At 71.7% G+C, this 19,994-nt stretch carries 23 protein-coding genes; 13 read left to right on the top strand and 10 right to left on the bottom strand.

Annotated elements, in window-relative coordinates:
- Nucleotides 1–91 precede the first annotated feature (91 nt).
- From IEZ01_RS27895 to mshD, 4 genes are all read right to left on the bottom strand, one after another.
- Entirely contained in the window at nucleotides 92–1,006 is a 915-nt protein-coding gene (locus IEZ01_RS27895) for an ABC transporter permease (RefSeq protein WP_019887530.1), read from the bottom strand.
- The gene (locus IEZ01_RS27890) at nucleotides 1,003–1,884 is read right to left on the bottom strand and encodes an ABC transporter ATP-binding protein (protein ID WP_189204378.1); all 882 of its coding nucleotides are present in this window, start codon (nucleotides 1,882–1,884) and stop codon (nucleotides 1,003–1,005) included. The genes IEZ01_RS27895 and IEZ01_RS27890 overlap by 4 nt, the downstream gene beginning before the upstream one ends.
- A complete protein-coding gene (locus IEZ01_RS27885; protein WP_189204411.1) occupies nucleotides 1,881–2,267 on the bottom strand; it encodes a GntR family transcriptional regulator in 387 nt (128 codons plus the stop codon). Before IEZ01_RS27885 ends, IEZ01_RS27890 begins: the two co-directional genes overlap by 4 nt.
- Before the next feature lie 103 nt (nucleotides 2,268–2,370).
- The gene (gene mshD, locus IEZ01_RS27880) at nucleotides 2,371–3,303 is read right to left on the bottom strand and encodes a mycothiol synthase (protein WP_028797703.1); all 933 of its coding nucleotides are present in this window, start codon (nucleotides 3,301–3,303) and stop codon (nucleotides 2,371–2,373) included.
- Nucleotides 3,304–3,460: 157 nt separating this feature from the next.
- On the opposite strand from mshD, the gene IEZ01_RS27875 reads away from it, so the two are divergent.
- Both IEZ01_RS27875 and IEZ01_RS27870 read left to right on the top strand, forming a co-directional pair.
- The gene (locus IEZ01_RS27875) at nucleotides 3,461–5,302 is read left to right on the top strand and encodes a bifunctional metallophosphatase/5'-nucleotidase (protein WP_019887526.1); all 1,842 of its coding nucleotides are present in this window, start codon (nucleotides 3,461–3,463) and stop codon (nucleotides 5,300–5,302) included.
- Nucleotides 5,303–5,457: 155 nt separating this feature from the next.
- Entirely contained in the window at nucleotides 5,458–6,324 is an 867-nt protein-coding gene (locus IEZ01_RS27870) for a phosphatidylinositol-specific phospholipase C (RefSeq protein ID WP_019887525.1), read from the top strand.
- Here IEZ01_RS27870 and IEZ01_RS27865 read toward each other — a convergent pair.
- The 5 genes from IEZ01_RS27865 to IEZ01_RS27845 all read right to left on the bottom strand — a co-directional run bounded on the left by IEZ01_RS27865 (nucleotide 6,298) and on the right by IEZ01_RS27845 (nucleotide 11,423).
- Nucleotides 6,298–7,716, bottom strand: a complete 1,419-nt coding sequence (locus IEZ01_RS27865) for a sensor histidine kinase (protein ID WP_189204376.1) — start codon at nucleotides 7,714–7,716, stop codon at nucleotides 6,298–6,300. The two genes, IEZ01_RS27870 and IEZ01_RS27865, sit on opposite strands and share 27 nt — an antisense overlap.
- Complete coding sequence (locus IEZ01_RS27860; RefSeq protein ID WP_019887523.1) at nucleotides 7,713–8,435, bottom strand: response regulator transcription factor; 723 nt, start codon at nucleotides 8,433–8,435, stop codon at nucleotides 7,713–7,715. Before IEZ01_RS27860 ends, IEZ01_RS27865 begins: the two co-directional genes overlap by 4 nt.
- 20 nt (nucleotides 8,436–8,455) lie before the next feature.
- The gene (locus tag IEZ01_RS27855; RefSeq protein WP_189204374.1) at nucleotides 8,456–9,457 is read right to left on the bottom strand and encodes a S1C family serine protease; all 1,002 of its coding nucleotides are present in this window, start codon (nucleotides 9,455–9,457) and stop codon (nucleotides 8,456–8,458) included.
- A 136-nt stretch (nucleotides 9,458–9,593) separates the two neighbouring features.
- On the bottom strand, nucleotides 9,594–10,616 hold the full coding sequence (locus tag IEZ01_RS27850; protein ID WP_019887521.1) for a LacI family DNA-binding transcriptional regulator: 1,023 nt from the start codon (nucleotides 10,614–10,616) through the stop codon (nucleotides 9,594–9,596).
- Nucleotides 10,617–10,640: 24 nt separating this feature from the next.
- The gene (locus IEZ01_RS27845; RefSeq protein ID WP_019887520.1) at nucleotides 10,641–11,423 is read right to left on the bottom strand and encodes a winged helix-turn-helix transcriptional regulator; all 783 of its coding nucleotides are present in this window, start codon (nucleotides 11,421–11,423) and stop codon (nucleotides 10,641–10,643) included.
- A gap of 318 nt (nucleotides 11,424–11,741) precedes the next feature.
- On the opposite strand from IEZ01_RS27845, the gene IEZ01_RS27840 reads away from it, so the two are divergent.
- From IEZ01_RS27840 to IEZ01_RS27810, 8 genes are all read left to right on the top strand, one after another.
- Nucleotides 11,742–12,524 (top strand): alpha/beta fold hydrolase, encoded by a 783-nt coding sequence (locus IEZ01_RS27840; RefSeq protein ID WP_028797700.1) that lies wholly within the window; start codon nucleotides 11,742–11,744, stop codon nucleotides 12,522–12,524.
- Between the two features lie 44 nt (nucleotides 12,525–12,568).
- Nucleotides 12,569–12,823: a MoaD/ThiS family protein gene (locus IEZ01_RS27835; RefSeq protein WP_019887518.1), complete on the top strand. Its 255-nt coding sequence runs from the start codon at nucleotides 12,569–12,571 to the stop codon at nucleotides 12,821–12,823.
- 10 nt (nucleotides 12,824–12,833) lie between these two features.
- Nucleotides 12,834–14,021 carry a hypothetical protein gene (locus tag IEZ01_RS27830; RefSeq protein ID WP_019887516.1) on the top strand — a complete coding sequence of 396 codons (1,188 nt, stop codon included), beginning with the start codon at nucleotides 12,834–12,836 and terminating at the stop codon, nucleotides 14,019–14,021.
- A gap of 131 nt (nucleotides 14,022–14,152) precedes the next feature.
- Entirely contained in the window at nucleotides 14,153–14,842 is a 690-nt protein-coding gene (locus tag IEZ01_RS27825; RefSeq protein WP_019887515.1) for an LmeA family phospholipid-binding protein, read from the top strand.
- A gap of 261 nt (nucleotides 14,843–15,103) precedes the next feature.
- Nucleotides 15,104–15,184: a putative leader peptide gene (locus tag IEZ01_RS36105; RefSeq protein ID WP_350497993.1), complete on the top strand. Its 81-nt coding sequence runs from the start codon at nucleotides 15,104–15,106 to the stop codon at nucleotides 15,182–15,184.
- Between the two features lie 138 nt (nucleotides 15,185–15,322).
- Nucleotides 15,323–16,162, top strand: a complete 840-nt coding sequence (locus IEZ01_RS27820) for a sulfurtransferase (protein WP_019887513.1) — start codon at nucleotides 15,323–15,325, stop codon at nucleotides 16,160–16,162.
- Between the two features lie 49 nt (nucleotides 16,163–16,211).
- A complete protein-coding gene (locus IEZ01_RS27815) occupies nucleotides 16,212–16,499 on the top strand; it encodes a DUF1416 domain-containing protein (protein WP_019887511.1) in 288 nt (95 codons plus the stop codon).
- 113 nt (nucleotides 16,500–16,612) lie between these two features.
- The gene (locus IEZ01_RS27810) at nucleotides 16,613–16,876 is read left to right on the top strand and encodes a DUF3099 domain-containing protein (RefSeq protein WP_019887510.1); all 264 of its coding nucleotides are present in this window, start codon (nucleotides 16,613–16,615) and stop codon (nucleotides 16,874–16,876) included.
- A 29-nt stretch (nucleotides 16,877–16,905) separates the two neighbouring features.
- Here IEZ01_RS27810 and IEZ01_RS27805 read toward each other — a convergent pair whose 3' ends face one another.
- Nucleotides 16,906–17,271: a DsrE family protein gene (locus IEZ01_RS27805; protein ID WP_019887509.1), complete on the bottom strand. Its 366-nt coding sequence runs from the start codon at nucleotides 17,269–17,271 to the stop codon at nucleotides 16,906–16,908.
- Nucleotides 17,272–17,399: 128 nt separating this feature from the next.
- Between IEZ01_RS27805 and IEZ01_RS27800 the strand changes: the two genes are divergently transcribed.
- Genes IEZ01_RS27800 through IEZ01_RS27790 form a run of 3 tightly spaced genes read left to right on the top strand, consistent with a single transcriptional unit; the run spans nucleotide 17,400 to nucleotide 19,797 of the window.
- Nucleotides 17,400–18,116, top strand: coding sequence for a hypothetical protein (locus tag IEZ01_RS27800; protein ID WP_019887508.1), 717 nt, complete (start codon nucleotides 17,400–17,402; stop codon nucleotides 18,114–18,116).
- Complete coding sequence (locus tag IEZ01_RS27795) at nucleotides 18,113–18,970, top strand: hypothetical protein (protein WP_019887507.1); 858 nt, start codon at nucleotides 18,113–18,115, stop codon at nucleotides 18,968–18,970. The genes IEZ01_RS27800 and IEZ01_RS27795 overlap by 4 nt, the downstream gene beginning before the upstream one ends.
- Nucleotides 18,967–19,797, top strand: a complete 831-nt coding sequence (locus tag IEZ01_RS27790; protein WP_189204370.1) for a hypothetical protein — start codon at nucleotides 18,967–18,969, stop codon at nucleotides 19,795–19,797. Before IEZ01_RS27795 ends, IEZ01_RS27790 begins: the two co-directional genes overlap by 4 nt.
- The last annotated feature ends 197 nt before the right edge of the window (nucleotides 19,798–19,994 follow it).

The following is a 19,994-nucleotide window of genomic DNA, read 5'->3' as shown; positions in this document are numbered from 1 at the left end:
GGTCGCAAGCGTGTCTGAATGGCGGGTGACGGCGACATGACGTGCGGGATATGGAGGCGGGCCCGGGAGGTGGGTTCCCGGGCCCGGCGGGCTACGCGTGGCGGGCGCGCAGCACCTTGAAGGCGGCGGCGAGCACGAGGGCCGTCAGCGCGAGGACGATACCGGTCTCGATGAGCTGGGTGGGCCAGAAGTGGGAGGCCGGGTGGTAGTCGATGTACTGGGCGGCGATGTCCACGTCGGACCGGCAGATCCCGTTCTCCGTGAGCGGCTCGGGGCAGTACCAGCCGGGCAGCCGCTGCCCCGAGGTGCTGATCAGCCCGGAGTCCATGTACAGGCCCTCGTCGGGTACGAGGAGGTCCGCGCCGTACGGGCCGGTGAGCGTCCGTACCGGCAGGAAGTCCCAGCGCAGCGCGGTGAGCACGAGCTGCACCACGCCCAGGACGACACCGGTCGCCGCCATGGCCACCAGGGTGCGCCGGACGAGCTGGCCGACGAGCGCGCCGACGGCGACGGCGAGCAGGCAGTAGGAGAGGAGGACGGTGCCGGTCGCTTCGTACGTACCGCGCTCATCCCAGCTGAACAGGTACTCGTTCGCCACCCGGGACCGGCCGAGTGCGAAGACCCCCATCAGCGCGAGCGTGCCGACGGCCGTCACGGTGACCGCGATCACCAGCTTCGAGGCGAGCCAGCGGCGCGGCGTGACGGACTGGGTCAGGGCCAGTTTGTACGTCCCGCTCTCCAGTTCGCGCGCGACCATGGGGCCGGCGACGAACGCGCCGATCAGCAGGGGCAGGGCGAGCAGCAGCATGGCCGCGTAGTCCATGCCGATACGCAGCAGGGCGTAGCCGTTGTCCTGGTTCGTGCCGGGGACGGCGTCGTCCCACATGCGCAGGGCCGTGACGAGGGCGGCGCTCGCGGCGACGGCGGCCGCGGCCGTCCACAGCGCCGTGCGGTGCTGGCGTACGACGACCCAGCGGGGGCCCGTGGGGGAGAGGAGGGTGCTCACGCGGTGGCTCCTTCGGTCAGCAGGGTCGGGGCCTGGGGAGAGCGCAGGTGAGCCAGGAGCAGCTCCTCCAGGGTGGGTTCGGCGGTCTCCCAGGGGCCGTCGACCCGGCCTTGGGCCCTGATCAAGGCGGTCAGCTGACGGCCCGTCGTCCGTGATTCGACGACGGTGTGCGGGGCGAGGTCGGCGACCGGGCCGGTGAGCAGGGTGTGCGCGGCGAGGAGGTCGTCGATGGGACCGCCGAGGCGGATGCGGCCGCCGTCGACGAGGAGCAGATGGTCGCAGGCGCCTTCGAGCTCGGTGAGGATGTGTGAGGACATCACCACGGACGTGCCGTGTTCGGCGGCGTCGGCCATGAGGGCGCCCATCAGCTGGTGACGGGCGAGCGGGTCGAGGTCCGCCATCGGCTCGTCCAGGAGAAGCAGTTCGGGCCGTTTGGCGAGCGCGAGGGCGAGGGCGACGCGGGTGCGCTGGCCGCCGGAGAGGGCGCGGACGCGGGTGGTGGGGTCGAGCCCGCCGTCGGTGACGATCCGCCGGGCGGTGGCGGCGTCCCAGCGGCCGGGGTTGAGCTCGGCGCCCATGCGCAGGGTCTCGTCGACGGTGAGCTGCGGGTAGAGCGGCTTGTCCTGGGCGACGTAGGCGAGCCGGTCGCGGCCGGGGCCCCGGATCGCGCCCTCGGTGGGGCGCAGGAGCCCGGCGGCGAGGGCGAGCAGGGTGGACTTGCCGGCGCCGTTGGGGCCGACGAGGGCGCAGACGCGGCCCGCGGGGAGCTGGAAGGAGCAGTCCCGCAGGGCCCAGCCCCGTCCCTGACCCTGCGCCTGTCCCCGGCCTCGTCCGTAGCGTTTGCCGAGGCCTTCCGCCTCGATCACTGGCCCGGTCATGTGGTGTCCCCCTTGAAGTGTTCGTCGAGTACGGAGGTGAAGAGCGCGGCCACGTCGTCCCTTTCCAGGCCGGCCGCGCGGGCGCGGCGGGCCCAGTCGGTGAGCTCGCCGCGCAGGGGCGAGTCGGCGGGCGCGCCGCCCAGGGACTTCCGTACGAAGGTGCCCAGGCCCCGGCGGGCCTCGACGAGGCCTTCGCGTTCGAGTTCGCGGTAGGCCTTGAGCACGGTGTTCGGGTTGATGGCGGTGGCTTCGACGACCTCGCGTGCGGTGGGCAGCTTGTCGCCCGGCTCCAGCAGGCCCAGGCGGAGGGCCTGTTTGGTCTGCTGGACGATCTGGAGATAGGTGGCGACGCCACTGCGCCGGTCGATGCGGTACTCGACCACGATCCCTTGCACCACCCTTTCACTAATTGAGTAGTGAAAGGGTGGTGCAAAAGAGGGGGCGGTGTCAACCGCCCCCTCGTTCAAGTCCTGTTCGTGGGCCGGGTCAGGACTCCGTGCGGTACATCAGGTCCACCTCGTGGGTCACGAACCCCAGCCGTTCGTAGACCGCCAGCGCGGCCGCGTTGTCCGCGTCCACGTACAGCATCGCCGTCGGCATCCCCTGCGCCGCCAGATGGCGCAGCCCGATCGCCGTGAGCGCCTTGCCGAGACCCCCGCCCTGCGCCTCCGGCAGGATCCCGATCACGTACACCTCGCCGAGCTGCTTCTCGGCGTGCACCTTCGTCCAGTGGAAGCCGACGATCTTCCCGTCCGACTCCCGGACGGCGAGGAAGAAGCCCTTCGGGTCGAACCACGGCTCGGCCTTGCGGTCGTCCAGGTCGCGCTGGGTCAGCGAGCCCTGCTCGGGGTGGTGGGCGAAGGCCTCCGCGTTGACCGCGAGCCAGGCCTCGTCGTCCTGGCCGGGAACGAACGTACGGATCGCGATGCCATCCGGAATCACTGGCTCCGGAATGTCCAGTGGGCTCAACGGGCGGCGCAGCTGGCGCAGTTCACGGAAGAGGGTGAGCCCGAGCACCTGGGCGAGATGGCGGGCCGCCGACTTCCCTCCGTGCGCCCACACCCGCAGCCGCTTGCCCGAGGCGCCGAGGAGAGCGGAGCCGAGCGCCCGGCCGTGGCCGCGGCCCCGGTGTGCCGGATGGACGACCAGCTCGGCCGCCGGCGCCTCCACCGGGTCGGTCTCCTCCAGCTGTGCGTAACCGAGGAGTTCGAAGCCGACGGTCAGCAGGAAGTGCCGCACGCCCTCGCGCCGGCCGCCCCGCATGTACAGCCGGCCCTGCTCGGAGACCGGCTCCATGCCGTCGGCCCGGGCCGCGGCCGCGAGGAGGGTGTTGACCTGCTCGATCTGCTCGGGGGTCAGCTCGTCGAGGGTGCGGATCTGCCGTCCTGGCTCAAGGGCTGCTGGTGCGTCAGTCGTCATACGTACGAGCGTACGGCGGCGGGCCGCCGGCCCGAGGCCGACCGGGCCCACTTCAATGGCAACCAGCTCGTAACCCGCACCCCCCTGTTGCGCTACGCGCGTTGACTCTAGGCTGCGCTGGCCACACAAGACTCACGCTGAACTCACGAGGGGACAGATGTCAGCGACACCGCAGAGGAGCCGGGCCATTCGGCGCCTGCTCGCCGCAGCCGCCGGGCTGACCACCGTCGGCGCCCTGGTCGCCGCGATACCGAACGCCGGTGCCGACGACCGCGGTCGCGGTCAGCAAGCCTCGAAGGGGCGGACGGTCGACGTCCAGCTGCTCTCCTTCAACGACCTGCACGGCACCCTGGAGGAGCCCCAGGGCTCCTCGGGCAACGTGCAGGAGCGGCAGCCCGACGGCACGGTCAAGCCCGTCCCGGCCGGTGGTATCGCCAACCTGGCCGCGCACCTGCGGGAGGCCCGGCAGGGCAACGAGTACTCGATCACGGCCGCCGCGGGCGACATGATCGGCGGCAGCCCGCTGCTGTCCGGTCTCTTCCACGACGAGCCGTCCATCGAGGCGATGAACAAGCTGAAGCTCGATGTGACGAGCGTCGGCAACCACGAGTTCGACGAGGGCCGCGCCGAGCTGCAGCGTATGCAGTACGGCGGCTGCCACCCGAAGGACGGCTGCTACGAGAAGGACGAGAACGGCGAGGAGAAGATCTTCTCCGGCGCCGCCTTCCCCTACCTCGCCGCCAACGTGACGGTCGAGAAGACCGGCCGCCCGCTGCTGCGCCCGTACTGGGTGTGGAACCACAAGGGCGTCAAGATCGGCTTCATCGGTGTGACCCTGGAGGGCACCCCGGACGTCGTCACCGCCGAGGGCGTCAAGGGCCTCAAGTTCGGCGACGAGGTCAAGACGATCAACAAGTACGCCAAGGTGCTCGAGAAGCAGGGCGTGAAGTCGATCGTGGCGCTGGTCCACGAGGGCGGCGCGCCGGCCTCGCCCGCGTACAACTACGACTGCGACAGCCCCGGCCCGGGCGACGGCATCTCCGGCCCGATCGTGGACATCGCCAAGAAGGTCACCCCGCAGGTCGACGCCTTCGTCACCGGGCACACGCACCAGGCGTACGCGTGCAGCATCCCGGACCCGTCGGGCAAGCCGCGTACGGTCACCTCCGCCGCCTCCATCGGCCGCCTGTACACGGACACCACGCTCACCTACGACCGCAAGACCAAGGACATCGTCCGTACGAGCGTCCGGTCGATGAACCACGTGGTCACCCGCGACCCGGCGAAGGTCGAGAAGTTCGCCCCGGACATGCCGCTGCTGATCGACAAGTGGAAGACGCTGGCGGCCCCGATCGCCAACCAGCCCCAGGGCTACATCTCCGCGAACATCGACGGCCGCGGCTCGACGGCGTACGAGAAGCCGCTCGGCAGCCTGATCGCGGACGCCCAGCTGGAGGCGCTCGCCCCGGCCGACAAGGGCGGCGCGCAGATCGCGTTCATGAACCCCGGCGGCATCCGCTCGGACCTGGCGTACCTCAAGTCCGGTGACGAGGCCGTCGACGGCATCGTGACGTACGGCGAGGCCTTCACGGTCCAGCCGTTCACCAACATGATGAACATCGTCGACCTCCCCGGCTCGCAGGTCATCGCCGCGCTGAAGCAGCAGGTCAGCGGAGCCAACGAGGCGTCGATCCGGATCCTGCAGGTGTCGAAGGGCCTCACCTACACCCTCGACCTGACGAAGACCGGCGCGGACCGTGTGGTCACCGACTCGATCAAGCTGAACGGCGTCGCGATCGACCCGTCGAAGACCTACCGCGTCGCGATGAACGAGTTCCTCGCGGGTGGCGGCGACGGCTTCCCGGCGCTGGGCACCGGCACCAACAAGCTGGTCGGCGCCTCGGACCTGGACGTCTTCAACGCCTACCTGGCCGCGCACTCCACCCCGAGCGCGCCGCTGGCGCCGCCGGCGAGCGGCCGGATCACGGTCGTGAAGTAGGAGAAACTCCCGGCAGATGTCCGGCCCGAAGGGGACGGCGGCTCGTCCGCCGTCCCCTTCGCGCTGCCCGGGCCCTTCCGTGCTGCCCGGAGCGATCGACCCTTCGCGCTGCCCGGACCCTTCCGGAGTTGTCGTGCACGCGTCACAATCCGCGCATGGATCGCAGACGCTTCCTCGCGGGCGCCCTCGCCGCGTCCGGGGCCGTACTCCTCGGCGCCGCCCCCACCGCACGCGCCCTCGGCACCCAGGACTGGATGGCCGGCCAGAAGGACACCACCCGCCTCCAGGAACTCACCATCCCCGGCACGCACGACTCCGGCGCCCGCCACGGCGGCCTCTGGGCGGCCTGCCAGAACCTGACCATCCCTCAGCAGCTCGACGCCGGCATCCGCTTCCTCGACGTGCGCTGCCGGGTGACCGGGGGATCCTTCGCCATCCACCACGGCGCCGCCTACCAGCACATGATGTTCGGGGACGTCCTCGTCGCCTGTGCGAACTTCCTCGCCGCCCACCCCTCCGAGACCGTGCTGATGCGGGTCAAGCAGGAGTACTCCACCGACAGCGACCAGACCTTCCGCGCGATCTTCGACGACTACCTCGACAACCGAGGCTGGCGGCCGCTCTTCCGCATCTCCGACACCCTCCCCGGCAGCCTCGGCGCGGCACGCGGGAAGGTGGTGCTCCTCGCCGACAACGGCGGCCTGCCCGGCCTGCGGTACGGCGACGGTTCCGTCTTCGACGTCCAGGACGACTACATGGCCGAGCCGTTCGCCAAACGCGGCCGGATCGAGAACCACTTCCGCAAGGCCGTCCAGCAGCCCGGCAAGCTCTACGTGAACTACACCAGCACCTCCGCCTATCTCCCGCCGCGCTGGAACTCCGACCGCCTCAACCCCCAGGTCCACGGCTTCGTCGACGGCGGCGAGATGGCCGGCCGGACCGGGCTCGGCATCGTCCCCATGGACTTCCCCGACACCCGCTCCGGCCTCGTCGCCTCACTGCTGCGGCACAACCCCGCCTGACGGACCCGCGGGCGGTGGTGTCGGCGCGCCCGGCAGCCGCACCACCGCGCGCGTGCCGCCGCCCTCGGCCGCGGAGAGGGCCACCGTGCCCCCCGTCTGCTGGACCGTACGGGCCACGATCGACAGACCGAGGCCCGAGCCGGGCAGCGAACGGGCCGAGGGGGAGCGCCAGAAGCGCTCGAAGACGTGCGGCAGCTCGTCGGCGGGGATGCCGGGCCCGTGGTCGCGTACGGACAGCTCGCCACCGGCCAGCGCCACCTCGACCCTGCCGCCCGGCGGCGAGAACTTCACCGCGTTGTCCAGCACGTTCACCAGCGCCCGTTCCAGAGCGGCCGGCTCGGCCCGTACGTACCAGGGCCGCAGCTCGGCCGTGAAGGTCAGCTCGGGGCCGCGCAGCCGCGCCCGCTCCAGGGCCGCGTCGACGATGTCGTGCAGGGCGACGACCTCCAGCGGCCCCTGGTGGGCGGCGTCCGGCCGGGACAGCTCCTGCAGGTCGCCGATGAGCGCGGCCAGCTCGGTCATCTGCGCCTTCACCGACGCCATCAGGGCCCGACGGTCGTCCGGCGGGATCGCCCGCCCGGTCTCCTCGCTGCGGGCCAGCAGCTCGATGTTGGTCCGCAGGGAGGTCAGCGGGGTGCGCAGCTCGTGCCCGGCGTCCGCGATCAGCTGGGCCTGCCGGTCCCGGGAGGTGGCGAGCGCGGCGGTCATCGCGTTGAAGGACCGGGAGAGCCGGGCGATCTCGTCTTCGCCCTCGACCGGGATGCGCACGGTCAGATCCTCCGTACGGGCCACGTGCTCGACCGCGCCGGTCAGCCGGTCGACGGGCTTGAGCCCGGCCCGCGCCACCCACAGCCCGGCGGCCCCGGCGCCGACGACCCCGACCCCGGCGAGCAGGCTCAGCAGCAGGGCGAGCTGGTTGAGGGTGGAGTCGATCTCGGTGAGCGGCCGCGAGACGGAGACGGTGAAGCGCTCGACGCCGACCTGCTGGCGGGCGGTGTGCACCCGCACCTCCGTGCCGTCGTCGGTGGTGCTGGTGTGCAGCGCCTCGTCGACCAGCCCGTTCGCGACCCGTACGTCCGCGGTGGTCACCTTCACCGGCTGGTAGTACGGGGGCGTGCAGCGCTGCCCGTCCGGCAGCACGATCTGGATGTACGCGAACGTCCGCTGCCCCGGGGGCGGGGCCGCCGTCGAACCGCACGCGACGCGGGCGTCGCGGATCGTCCCGGTCGGCGCACTGGTGTTGCGCAGGGAGGTGTCCAGCTCGTCGTGGAGCTGGGCGCGCGTCACGAACCAGCAGACCACCGCCACCGCGGCCACCGCCACGGCGACCGCCGTCGCCGTCAGCAGGGCGAGCCGCGAGCGCAGCGGTAGCGCCCGGAAGCGACGGATCACCCCTCACCGCCGGAGGCGCCGGTACGGAGCACGTAGCCGACGCCGCGCACGGTGTGCACGAGCCGCGGCTCGCCGCCCGCCTCCGTCTTGCGCCGCAGGTACATGACATACACGTCCAGCGAGTTGGAGCTCGGCTCGAAGTCGAAGCCCCACACCGCCTTGAGGATCTGCTCCCGGGTGAGCACCTGCCGGGGGTGGGCGAGGAACAGTTCCAGGAGCGTGAACTCGGTCCGGGTCAGCTCCACCCGCCGCCCCGCCCGGGTCACCTCGCGGGTCGCCGGGTCCATGCGCAGATCGGCGAAGGACAGCACGTGCTCCTCGTCGCGCGGGCCGGGCCGCTGCGCGTACGAGCTGCGCCGCAGCAGGGCCCTGATCCGGGCGAACAGCTCGTCCAGTTCGAAGGGCTTCACGAGGTAGTCGTCGGCGCCCGCGTCCAGGCCGGTGACGCGGTCGCCGACGGTGTCGCGGGCGGTGAGCATCAGGATCGGCACGTGCGATCCGCCGGCCCGGATGCGGCGGGCGGCGGTCAGCCCGTCCATCGTGGGCATCTGGATGTCGAGGACGATGAGGTCGGGCGCGTACGCCTCGGCCTTGGCGAGCGCGTCGAGGCCGTCCACGGCGACCTCGGTCCCGTACCCCTCGAAGGCGAGGCTGCGCCGGAGCGCCTCGCGGACGGCGGGTTCGTCGTCGACGATGAGGATGCGGTCGCCTTCGTTCATGTCCTCAGCCTCGCACGGGGTCAGCGGTCGCCGCCGGAGCGGAGGCCGGCCAGGTCCGCCTTGACGGTGTCGACGGGGATGGCGAAGCCGAGGCCGACGCTGCCGGCGTTGGAGCCGCCGGAGGAACTGGGCGAGTACATCGCGGAGTTGATGCCGATGATCTCGCCGTTCATGTTGATGAGCGCGCCGCCGGAGTTGCCCGGGTTGAGCGAGGCGTCGGTCTGCAGGGCCTTGTACGTCGTCTTGGAGTCGCCGGTGTCGCCGTTGAACTGCTGGCCGCCGAATTCGAAGGGCCAGCCCTGACGCGGGTCCTGCCGCGGTCCGCCCTCGTCCTTGGAGACGGTGACATCGCGGTCGAGCGCGGAGACGATCCCGCTGGTGACCGTGCCGGTGAGGCCCTCGGGGGAGCCGATCGCGACGACCTGGTCGCCGACCCGGACCTTCGAGGAGTCGCCGAGGGTGGCCGCCTTCAGGCCCTTGGCGCCGTTCAGCTTGATCAGGGCGAGGTCCTTGCCGGGGTCGGTGCCGACGACCTTGGCGTCGTACGTCGTCCCGTCGCTGAGCCGCACCTTCACGGAGCTCGCGCCCGCTATGACGTGGTTGTTGGTGACGATCTCACCGTCCCCGGTGATGATCACGCCGGAGCCGGTGGACTTGCCGCCGCTCCCCGTGGCGCTGATCTCGACGATGCTGGGCGCCACGGCCTGCGCGACCCCGGCGACGGTGCCCTTGCTGGACTGGGCGATCCCGGTGCCGCTGACCCCGGCCGAGGAGGTGCCCTGTCCGTTGGTGAGCTGCTGCACGGCGGTGGCGGCCCCGCCGCCGATCGCGGCGGCGGCGAGCGCGACGGCGACGAGCAGCGCCACGGGCCGCCGGGCCCGCGCCGGCGCGGCGTGCGCGGGCCCGGCGGGCGCGTGCGGGGGCGCCGGGGCGTACGGCGGCGGGGGCGGGTAGGCGCCGCCGACCGGCTGCTGGATGGGTTCCTGGCCCTCGGGTCCGCCGTGGCGGTAGTGGTCCGTCATGGATACGACTCTCGGCGGCGTCCATGAGAAACGTCTGAGGACGCCCTGAGAAGCCCGACAGAAGCTCGTATGCCCGATGTAAGGACGGGCCGCCGCCCTCGCTCCGCGAGCGGTGGAGGCGGCCGGGGGACTGCCGTCAGTTGCAGCCGCAGCTGCGCCGGACCACCAGCGCCGAGGGGAACTGCTTGACCCGCTCGCGGCGGGAGCCGGTGACCCGCAGGCCGTCGTCGAGGACCAGATCGACCGCCGCCCGGGCCATCGCCGGGCGGTCGGAAGCCACTGTGGTCAGTGGCGGATCGGTCAGGCCCGCTTCCTTGACGTCGTCGAAGCCGGCCACGGCCAGCTCGGTCGGTACGTCGATCCGCAGCTCGCGGGCGGCCCGCAGTACGCCGATCGCCTGGTCGTCGGTCGCGCAGAAGATCGCTGTGGGCCGGTCCGGCGCCGAGAGGATCTTCAGGGCGACGAGGTAGGCGTCGTAGCGGTTGTACGGGGCCTTGAACAGGCGGCCGTCCACCTGGCGGCCGGACTCCACCATCGCGCGGCGCCAGCCCTCGACGTGGTCGGCGACCGGGTCGCCGACCGCCGGGGTCGACTCGACACCGCCGAGACAGGCCACGTACGCGTGCCCGTGCTCCAGCAGATGGCGGGTGGCGAGCTGCGCGCCGCCGATGTCGTCCGTGACGACGGCGACGTCGTCGATCGCCTCGGGGCGTTCGTGCAGCAGCACGACGCGTGCGTCCCACGCCTCGATCTCCTGCGCGGCCCGCTCGCTGGGGCCCTGGCTGACCAGGATCAGTCCGGAGACCCGCATACCGAGGAAGGCACGCAGATAGTGGACCTCGCGTTCGTCGCGATAGTCCGAATTTCCGACGAGGACCATTTTTCCGCGCTCGGCCGCGGCCTGTTCGACCGCGTGGGCCATTTCCGCGAAGAAGGGCTGGCGCGCGTCCGGAACGATCATGCCTATGAGGTCCGTGCGCCGCGACGCCATCGCCTGGGCGACCCGGTCGGGCCGGTACCCCAGTTCCTTGATCGCGGCGAGGACACGCTCGCGCGTGGCCGGGGCGACCGGCCGGGGTCCGTTGTTGATGACGTAGCTGACGACCGCGGTCGAAGTACCCGCCAGTCGTGCCACATCGTCCCGCGTCACCTTGGCCACGCGCGGCAGTCTACGCGGGGTGACCTACCTCTTGGCAGGTCGTACCGCTGCTTCCTCCAGCGTGATCCTGTCGTCCGAAGGAGTGGCGGCGCCGCTCGCCTCCTTGACCCGGGCCTCTTCGGCCGCCCGCTCCACCTTCTCCGGGGTGACGAAGCGGTAGCCGACGTTGCGGACCGTTCCGATCAGCGACTCGTGCTCGGGGCCGAGCTTGGCCCGCAGCCGCCGTACGTGGACGTCCACCGTCCGGGTGCCACCGAAGTAGTCGTACCCCCAGACCTCCTGGAGGAGCTGGGCGCGGGTGAAGACCCGGCCGGGGTGCTGGGCGAGGTACTTCAGCAGCTCGAACTCCTTGAAGGTCAGGTCGAGGACCCGGCCCTTCAGTTTCGCGCTGTAGGTCGCCTCGTCCACCGACAGGTCGCCGTTGCGGATCTCCATCGGGGAGTCGTCGGAGACGATCTGCTGGCGGCCCGTGGCGAGCCGCAGCCGGGCCTCGACCTCGGCCGGACCGGCCGTGTCGAGCAGGACGTCGTCGATGCCCCAGTCGGCGGTGACGGCGGCCAGGCCGCCCTCGGTGACCACGAGGATCAGCGGACAGCCGGGGCCGGTGGAGCGCAGCAGCTGGCACAGCGACCGGACCTGCGGAAGGTCGCGGCGGCCGTCGACGAGGATGACGTCGGCACCGGGGGTGTCGACAAGGGCCGGCCCCTCGGCGGGGGCCACCCGCACGTTGTGCAGCAGCAGTCCGAGGGCGGGAAGCACCTCTGTCGACGGCTGGAGGGCATTGGTCAGGAGCAGCAGAGAGCTCATCGCGACCCACCTGCCCGGGTGGTCGTCTCTCGGTCGTGCACGGTTCGCTCGCCCATAACGTCGGTTCCTCCTCGGTCCCTGCGAGGACGTGGCGGTGCTTCGTACGTATTCCCACGCTCCGGACTCCCGCGCCCTGAGAAGTCCAGTGTGAGCCTTTGTTCACCTGGTCGTAACAACGGTCGGCAAACACAAAAGGACCCGGGGGCTGCGCTGCCCGGATCCTCTGCCAGCAGAATAGCCCACAGGGGTTCCGAGGCAGAGGGCTGATTTCACATGGTGGATGTTTTCTCGCTCACGTCCGGCCTTCGCCGCGCAATCTTGACGACATTCGACGGTGTCCCGATCGAGGCTGTGTACGAGCCGTCGGAGCGGGGAACGGCGGCCACCGCCGTGGTCGCCGCGCATGGCTTCACGGGGTCGGTCGACCGGCCCGCGGTCCGGCGGGCGGCGCGCGCGTTCGCCCGGCGGGCGGCCGTCGTCACCTTCTCCTTCCGGGGGCACGGCGGCTCGGGCGGACGCTCGACGGTCGGCGACCGGGAGGTCCTGGATCTCGCGGCGGCCGTCGCCTGGGCGCGTGAACTCGGCCACGCGCGCGTGGTGACGGTGGGCTTCTCCATGGGCGGCTCGGTGGTCCTGCGGCACGCCGCGCTCCACCGGGAGCACACGGGGCGCACGGAAGCACACGTTCCGGGAGCCCGCGGCGCCGGCACGCACATCGCCACACACACGGACGCGGTGGCCGCCGTCAGCGCGCCCGCCCGCTGGTTCTACCGGGGTACGGCGCCGATGCGCCGCCTGCACTGGGTGGTGACCCGGCCCGCCGGGCGGCTCGTGGGGCGGTACGGCCTCGGTACCCGTATCGATCCGAGGGACTGGGACCCCGTCCCGCTGTCGCCGGTCGAGGCCGTGCCCTTGATCGCCCCGACGCCGCTGCTGATCGTGCACGGTGACCGTGACCCGTACTTCCCGGTGGACCATCCCCGGATGCTGGCCGCGGCCGGCGACGCCGAGCTGTGGCTGGAGCACGGCATGGGCCACGCCGAGAACGCCGCCGACGACGCCCTGCTCGCGCGGCTCGCGGACTGGCTCACGCGCGCATAGCCCAGAATGGAGGCGGCGCGCACACGAACGAAGGGAGCGCCGCTATGGCAGCGGGGACCATCCGCTACTGGGCCGCGGCCAAGTCCGCCGCCGGTGTCGCCGAGGAGCCGTACGCGGCGGAGACCCTGGCGGAGGCGTTGGACGCCGCCCGCGCGAACCATCCGGGCGAGCTCGTCCAGGTGCTGCGACGGTGTTCGTTCCTGGTCGACGGTGACCCCGTCGGCACCCGCGGGCATGAGACCGTACGCCTTGCCGAGGGCGGCACGGTCGAGGTGCTCCCGCCGTTCGCAGGAGGGTGAACCGCACGTCATGAGCAGCGATCAGCAGTATCCGTACCCCGAGCCCCAACCGCAGGACCCGTACGGAGAGCAGCAGTACGGCCAGCAGCAGTACGGGTACCAGGACCCCAACGTCACCCAGACGTGGGAGGGCCAGACGTGGGACACGCAGTACCAGCCCGCCGTCCGCCCGGCCGCCGCCGCGGACACGGCCTACCTGCCGCCCCAGGCCCCGGCCCCGCAGACCGCGCATCCGCTGCCGCCGGAGGTGCCCGGCCCCGCCGCCTACGAGCCGCGGCACGCCCAGCCGCAGCCGATGCCGCAGGCCGCGGCTCAGTCCTACGGCACGTATCAGACGCACGAGGCGCCGCACCGCGCGCCCGCGGAGCAGCCCGCCGCGTACGAGCCCCCGGCCGGTGACGGCCCCTCCTACAGCGCGCCCACGACCATGGGCAACGCCCGGATCACCGACGCGCAACGCGCGCGTGCCGAGGGCCGGTCCCCGATCATCGAGCCCGGGATGCAGCCCGCTGCCCTCACCGCCGTCCTCGGCGTGCTGCTCGCGATCGGCGCGGGCCTCGGCCCGTACGGGCTGCTCGTCCCGCTCGTCCTGCTCCAGGCCGTCACCGCCGCCGGATGGTTCCGGCTCAACGGCATGTGGCCGGCCCGCCAGGGCATCGCGCTCGCCTTCCTCGGCGGCGTCACGGCCGACATCGCCCTCCTCGCCGCCGGCCGGGAGAACGCGCCCGCCGCCATCATCGGCACCCTCGGTGTGTGGGTGCTGCTCACCCTCGTCCTCCAGCTGCGCAGCCGGGCGGCCGCCGACGAGCGGATGTACGGGCTGATGGCCACCGTCGCCTCGGCGGCGCTGACCATCGTCGCGGCCGGGCACCTCGGCGCCGATCCGGACGCCGTCGTCGTCGGCGGGGTCGCCGTCGCCGTCGCCACCCTGGCCCGCGCCCTGCCGCTGCCGGGCGCCGTGTCCGTCGTGGCGTCCCTGCTGGCCGCCACCGGCGCCGGGATCGCGGCCGGCGGCCTCACCGACCTGGGCTCCTCGGGCGCGCTGCTCGGCCTCGGGACCGGCGTGTGCGCGCTGGTCGGGCTGCGGGCGGCGAGCTACGACTACCCGTCGCGGTTCGTGCACATGACCGCCGGTGTGGCCCTGCCGCTCGCCGCGGCCGCTCCCGCCGTCTACCTGCTGGGCCGCGCCCTGGCCTGACCCGCGCCCCGTCCCCGGCCCTGACCTGCGCCGACGGGTCCCGGGGGAACCATCCGGCCCTCCGGCTCGTCGATCATGTTGGACGAGGGCCGGACGCCGAGGGCCGGACCGGGGCGGGGGACTTACAGGCCATGCGAGCACTGCGCATACTGCTGATCGTCGCCGTGATCCTCGGCGGCGTCTTCGTCGCCGTGGACCGAATAGCGGTGACCTACGCGGAGTCCGAGGCCGCCGACCGCATCAAGGTGGGGGCCGCGCGGGCGGCCTCGACCGACGTCTCCATCAAGGGCTTCCCCTTCCTCACCCAGGCCGCGGACAAGCGCTTCGACGAGGTCGACGTCACCCTCACCGGCGTCGAGGCGAGCGCCGGCAGCCGTCGCATCACGATCAGCGAGATGACGGCCGCCTTCCAGGACGTCAAGGTCGACGACGACTACTCCGGCGCGACCGCCGCCACCGCCTCCGGCACCGCGCTGATCTCGTACGAGGACCTCACCCGGGCCGCCCGTAACGACGTCACCGTCTCGTACGGCGGCAACGGCAAGGTCAAGGTCACCGGCGGTTTCCAGATCTTCGGGCGCACCCTCTCGCGGAGCGTGGTCTCCACGGTGACGCTGGCGGAGGGGAACACGATCCGGGTCAGGGCCGACGAGGTGCCCGGCGAGGGCATCCCCGGGCTCGAAGACCTCATCCGCAAGCGCACCGACTTCGACCGGCAGATAGGCGACCTGCCGCAGGGCATGAAGCTGTCGAAGGTCGAGGCGCGCGAGGACGGCGTGGCGATAACGGTCACCGGCAAGAACGTCGTCCTGGCGGGCTGAACCCTGGCGCGGCGGCGGTCCGGAGGCGGCCCGACCCCGCCCGGAGGCGGTCCTGCCGCCGTCCACGAGCGGTCCTGTCACCGCTCCCGCCACATACTGAGACACCGTTGTCCGCTCCGCAGATAGCGGCGCCCGACACCCGTCCCGCGCCCCCGCCGTGACCCCCTGCTCCCGCGATCACATCCCACATCGCGGACGATCGCGTCTCAAAATACGACACACCGGTGACATGGCCGCCCGTCCGTCCCTACGATCGGACGCATGAAGCGACAGGCGGATCTCACGAAGCGGCGGGCAGTAGACCTGTGCCGCGTCGCCGCCATGCTCTGTCGCTCCGTCTGAGCGGGACGCTCACGTCCCGTATTCCTCAGGCCCTTCGACTTCGTCGGGGCCACCCCGTGTAGCCGTACGCCCGCCGATGACGCGTACCCGAAACACCCCGCACCACCCCGCCGCACACTGCCCCGGAGGAGAAACAGCATGGCTCGCAGCGACGTCCTGGTAGACGCCGACTGGGTCGAGGCCAACCTCGACAACCCGCAGGTCGCGATCGTCGAGGTCGACGAGGACACCTCGGCCTACGAGAAGAACCACATCCGCAACGCCATCCGGATCGACTGGACCAAGGACCTCCAGGACCCGGTCCGCCGCGACTTCATCGACCAGGAGGGCTTCGAGAAGCTCCTCTCGGCGAAGGGCATCGCGAACGACACCACCGTGGTCCTCTACGGCGGCAACAACAACTGGTTCGCCTCCTACGCCTACTGGTACTTCAAGCTCTACGGCCACCAGGACGTCAAGCTCCTCGACGGCGGCCGCAAGAAGTGGGAGCTGGACTCCCGCGACCTGGTCGCCGAGGTCCCGCAGCGCCCCGCGACCGAGTACAAGGCCAAGGCCCAAAACACCTCCATCCGCGCCTTCCGCGACGACGTCGTGGCCGCGATCGGCGCCCAGAACCTGGTCGACGTCCGCTCGCCCGACGAGTTCAGCGGCAAGCTGCTCGCCCCGGCCCACCTCCCGCAGGAGCAGTCGCAGCGCCCCGGCCACGTGCCCAGCGCCCGCAACATCCCCTGGTCGAAGAACGCCAACGACGACGGCACCTTCAAGTCGGACGACGAGCTCAAGGCCCTCTACCAGGAGGAGCAGGTCGACCTGGCGAAGGACACCATCGCGTACTGCCGTATCGGTGAGCGCTCCGCGCTGACCTGGTTCGTGCTGCACGAGCTGCTCGGCGTCGAGAACGTCAAGAACTACGACGGCTCCTGGACCGAGTACGGCTCCCTCGTCGGCGTGCCGATCGAGCTCGGCGCCAACAAGTAGAACCCCGGACGTCAGACCTCCGGACCCCTCGACCGTAAGGACAGAAAACATGTGTGGAGCGCAGCCCGGCGGCCCCGACGCCTCGACGATCAAGCCCGGTGAGACCACGATCCAGGGTTACGTGACCAAGGACGGCGAGCCCGTCACCGGTTACGTGCGCCTGCTGGACTCGACCGGCGAGTTCACCGCCGAGGTGCCGACCTCGGCGACCGGCCAGTTCCGCTTCTACGCGGCCGAGGGCACCTGGACCGTGCGCGCCCTCGTCCCGGGCGGCACCGCCGACCGTACGGTCGTGGCGCAGCACGGCGGTCTCGCGGAGGTCGCCATCGCGGTGTGACACCGCACACCGGACCGGCCGAAGGGCCGCACCTCCTGGGGGGTTGGACGCCGACCAGGACATGAGGTGCGGCCCTTCGGTCATGCCCGCGCGCGCGGGCGTACCGTGAGGGTATGTACGCGCGGCGCCGTCACGTCTACTTCGTGATGATGGGGGCCTGCCTGGCGCTCTTCGTGGGCGCGTGGGCCGTGGTCCGGCTGTGGTCGATGCCGGTCGCGATCGGGATGTGCGTCGTCGCCATGCTCATTCCGCCGGTCGCCGCGATGATCGCCAACCGGCGGGGTCCGGAGGACCGCTGGTGGGACGACCCCTCGGGCGACCCGAAGTCCGACGAGTGGTGGGACGAACTGGACGGGAAGAAGCGCCGCGGGCTTTGAGCCCGTCCCCGCTCGCCCTGGGGCACGAGCTAGTACACGAGCGCCTGGACGCCGTCCACGAGCGCCTCGGAGACGAACACCTGCGCCCCGGCGATCCGCGCCCCCTCGATGAGGTCCTTCTCCTCGATACCGCGCCGGGCGGCACACTGCGTGCAGACGGTGATCCGCCCGCCGCCCGCCTGGATTCCGTCGATGAGATCGGGCAGCGGCGCCGCATGCGGCAGCTCGAACTCGGCGGCCCGCCCGGGCAGCGCGAACCACGAGGACTCCCCGGTCAGCCAGAGCGACACCTCGACCCCACTGGCCACGGCGACGGCCGCCACGGTGAAGGCCTGCGAGCACCGCTCGGGAGCGTCGGCCCCGGCGGTCACCTTGATCACGAGCTTCTTCGCCATATGCCGAACTGTAATACGAGGCGGTACAACCGGGGCCGCTTCCCGCAGGTCAGTTGGGTGCGCGGGTGACGAACCCGCGGTTCAGGTCTTGTGGGGGGACCCAATTGGAATCCGAAGAAACACCCGAAGTGCCCGCTCAGGGCAAGACGCGGCCCAGGGGGCGTACCGCCCTGCTCATCGCCGCCGCGGCGCTCCTGGGCATCACCGGGGGCACCGCCGTCGGCTACACGATCCAGGCGGGCCGGGCGCCGACGCCGCTGCCGCCGCTGAACCAGCCCGCGCTGGCGTACCCGGCGAAGCCGCTGCCGCCCGGCGTGGTGGCCGACCACCAGGTCAGGACGGACGGCGATCTGCGCAAGCTGCTGCTGCCGCGGCCGGCGGGGGCGCGTGAGCCCGAGGAGCGCTGGCTGCGCGAGGGCTGGATGGGCGCGGACGAGTACGCCGAAGATTTCGTGCGGCCGAACGGCGCTCTTGCGTACCAGCTGGAACTGGGGATCCGCCGGACTGCCGTCACCAGCTGGGACACGGGCGCCGATCGGAGCATCGTCATCTCGCTGACGCAGTATCGTCCCGGCGACTCGGTCGGCGCGGTCGAGCACGGCGACGGGCTGCGCGCGGACGCGGCGGACGATGCGGGCGGCGACGGAGAAGCCGTCAAGGGCAGCGGAAACGGCCGCTACTACGTTCTTCCGGTGTGGCAGAAGGCCGGCTACGAGGACCTCTACGAGGCCCGGGCCTATGTCCACCGCGGCGACGTCCTGGTCGAGATCCACATCTTCGACTCCAAGAAGATCAGCGGCGCCGATATCCGGACGCTGGCCGAACGACAGCTGGAGCGCCTGTGAGCGACGACCGGAACCCGATCCCCGAGGCGCCTACGGCTCCCGAGGCGCCCACGGCTTCCGAGGCCCCGGCGACAGGCGCGCCGTCAGCGGGCGCTCGGCGTCGCAGGCTGCTCGCCGCCGCGCTGCCCTCCGTACTCGTCCTCGGGGCGGTCGGCGGCGGGATCACCTACACGGTGAGCACCGCGCGGGGCGCCGATCGCACCGCGCCGACCACGGTCTGGGCCACGCCCGACGCGGCCGGGAAGGACCCGGCGGCCGACGTTGTCGAGAAGGGCCGCGCCTCGACGCCGATGAGCAAGCTGCTGCTGCCCGTGCCCCGTGGGTACCGCCTCGGGCCGGACATCGACTCCTACGGCAACGACAGCGAGCTGACCGAGAAGCAGGCGGTCGCCGTTCTCAAGGAGGACGGCCGGGGTCTGTCCGGCAAGAAGCGCCGCGACTTCGAGAAGAAGGTCGGCAAGCTGGGCATTCAGGGCATGGCGATGCGTTCCTTCGTCTCCCAGCGGGAGGCGGACGTCCTCGTCGTCGAGATCAGGATCACCCGCATGAAGAACAAGAAGCATCTCGCCGACCTGCACGGGCTCCGCACCGGCCTTTTCGCGCTGCTGGAGTTCCCGAAGGGGCCGAAGGTCAAGGGGCACGCGAAGGCGGCGTGCTTCGTGGCGCCTCAGGTCGAGGAGGAGGACGGCACCAAGCCAGGGGACCGGCTCGACGGAATGATCTGCTCGGCGTACGACTCCGAGCTGTCGGTGACCGTCTCGGCGTACGGCAGCAAGCCGTTCGACAAGGCGGAGGTCGCCGAGCTGGTGAAGAAGCAGCTCGACCACATCGCGTCCCCGGGGGAGTACGTATGACCGACCAGATCGTCACCGAAGCCGCTCCCGGCGCTCCCGACGTCCCTGACGCCCCCGCGGCGCCGAAGCCGCGCGACCGGCGCGTGCTGCGGGCCGTCGCCCGCTGGACCGCCGCCGTGGTGGTCTGTGCCGGGCTCGGCACGGCAGCGGCCGCCGGTATCACCGCCCTGGACCGTACCGACGTGCCCGGGCTCGCCACCGAGGACGACGGCCGCTGGGCGTACCCGAAGCTGACCCGGCCCGCCCTGCCGGCCGGCTCCCCGCGCCCCTTCACCCCCGGCAACACCGGCGAGGTCCACCACGCCGACCTGCGCGCGCTGCTGCTGCCGGCGCCGGCCGGCGCGAAGCCCGACGCGAAGATCAACGGCGGCTGGGGCACCGTGGACCAGTTCCTCTCCGTCTACGAGAAGGACGCCGTGCCGGCGCTCAAGCAGGCCCTGGCGGACGCCGCACCGCGGGGTATCGCCGCCCGCGCCTGGACCATGCCGGACGGCACCACCACCCGGATCCATCTGGTGCGGTTCAGCTCGGTGGCGTACGCCGAGGGCTTCAAGGACAACGTCCTCAAGGTCGGATCGGACTCGGGGCCGGCGCTCGTCGGCGCGTCCGAGGGCCGGATCGAGAGTGACCTGAGCGGGGAGATCCGGGTGGCGTACACGGCGGTGTACCCCTTCACGGAGAAGGCGCCGCACGGACCTGAGCAGACCCGGTGGGCCTACGTCCAGGCGGGGGACACGCTCGCCCTGATCGTCCAGTCCCGCAAGGGGACGGCGCCGCTGGTGCCGTTCCAGCAGACCGTCGCCCTGCAGAACCAGCTGCTCGGCTGACGCACACCTCACAGCGAGCGCCGGACCCCGGCCCATTAAGCTGGAGTCCGGCCCGTTCTGCCTTCACGCTCATTCGAGGAGCACCCGTGATCGTTTTCTTCGAAGCTCTCCTGGTCCTGGTCTGCGTCGGCGTGCTCGCCTTCACCGGACTGGCCGTGAAGAAGCTGTACCAGGGCCAGCGCTAATCCCCCAGAGAG

The organism is Streptomyces purpureus (assembly GCF_014648195.1).
In the GTDB taxonomy this organism is placed as follows: domain Bacteria; phylum Actinomycetota; class Actinomycetes; order Streptomycetales; family Streptomycetaceae; genus Streptomyces; species Streptomyces purpureus.
This window is presented reverse-complemented; position numbering and strand designations above follow the sequence as displayed.

What these genes read in the sequence shown, in the direction of transcription:
- IEZ01_RS27825 (WP_019887515.1), top strand. Translation starts at nt 14,153, where the DNA reads ATGCGAGCACTGCGCATACTGCTGATCGTCGCCGTGATCCTCGGCGGC.
- IEZ01_RS27845 (WP_019887520.1), bottom strand. Translation starts at nt 11,423, where the DNA reads ATGAGCTCTCTGCTGCTCCTGACCAATGCCCTCCAGCCGTCGACAGAG.
- IEZ01_RS27890 (WP_189204378.1), bottom strand. Translation starts at nt 1,884, where the DNA reads ATGACCGGGCCAGTGATCGAGGCGGAAGGCCTCGGCAAACGCTACGGA.
- IEZ01_RS27870 (WP_019887525.1), top strand. Translation starts at nt 5,458, where the DNA reads ATGGATCGCAGACGCTTCCTCGCGGGCGCCCTCGCCGCGTCCGGGGCC.
- IEZ01_RS36105 (WP_350497993.1), top strand. Translation starts at nt 15,104, where the DNA reads ATGAAGCGACAGGCGGATCTCACGAAGCGGCGGGCAGTAGACCTGTGC.
- IEZ01_RS27820 (WP_019887513.1), top strand. Translation starts at nt 15,323, where the DNA reads ATGGCTCGCAGCGACGTCCTGGTAGACGCCGACTGGGTCGAGGCCAAC.
- IEZ01_RS27790 (WP_189204370.1), top strand. Translation starts at nt 18,967, where the DNA reads ATGACCGACCAGATCGTCACCGAAGCCGCTCCCGGCGCTCCCGACGTC.
- IEZ01_RS27855 (WP_189204374.1), bottom strand. Translation starts at nt 9,457, where the DNA reads ATGACGGACCACTACCGCCACGGCGGACCCGAGGGCCAGGAACCCATC.
- IEZ01_RS27875 (WP_019887526.1), top strand. Translation starts at nt 3,461, where the DNA reads ATGTCAGCGACACCGCAGAGGAGCCGGGCCATTCGGCGCCTGCTCGCC.
- IEZ01_RS27830 (WP_019887516.1), top strand. Translation starts at nt 12,834, where the DNA reads ATGAGCAGCGATCAGCAGTATCCGTACCCCGAGCCCCAACCGCAGGAC.
- IEZ01_RS27810 (WP_019887510.1), top strand. Translation starts at nt 16,613, where the DNA reads ATGTACGCGCGGCGCCGTCACGTCTACTTCGTGATGATGGGGGCCTGC.
- IEZ01_RS27805 (WP_019887509.1), bottom strand. Translation starts at nt 17,271, where the DNA reads ATGGCGAAGAAGCTCGTGATCAAGGTGACCGCCGGGGCCGACGCTCCC.
- IEZ01_RS27815 (WP_019887511.1), top strand. Translation starts at nt 16,212, where the DNA reads ATGTGTGGAGCGCAGCCCGGCGGCCCCGACGCCTCGACGATCAAGCCC.
- mshD (WP_028797703.1), bottom strand. Translation starts at nt 3,303, where the DNA reads ATGACGACTGACGCACCAGCAGCCCTTGAGCCAGGACGGCAGATCCGC.
- IEZ01_RS27835 (WP_019887518.1), top strand. Translation starts at nt 12,569, where the DNA reads ATGGCAGCGGGGACCATCCGCTACTGGGCCGCGGCCAAGTCCGCCGCC.
- IEZ01_RS27860 (WP_019887523.1), bottom strand. Translation starts at nt 8,435, where the DNA reads ATGAACGAAGGCGACCGCATCCTCATCGTCGACGACGAACCCGCCGTC.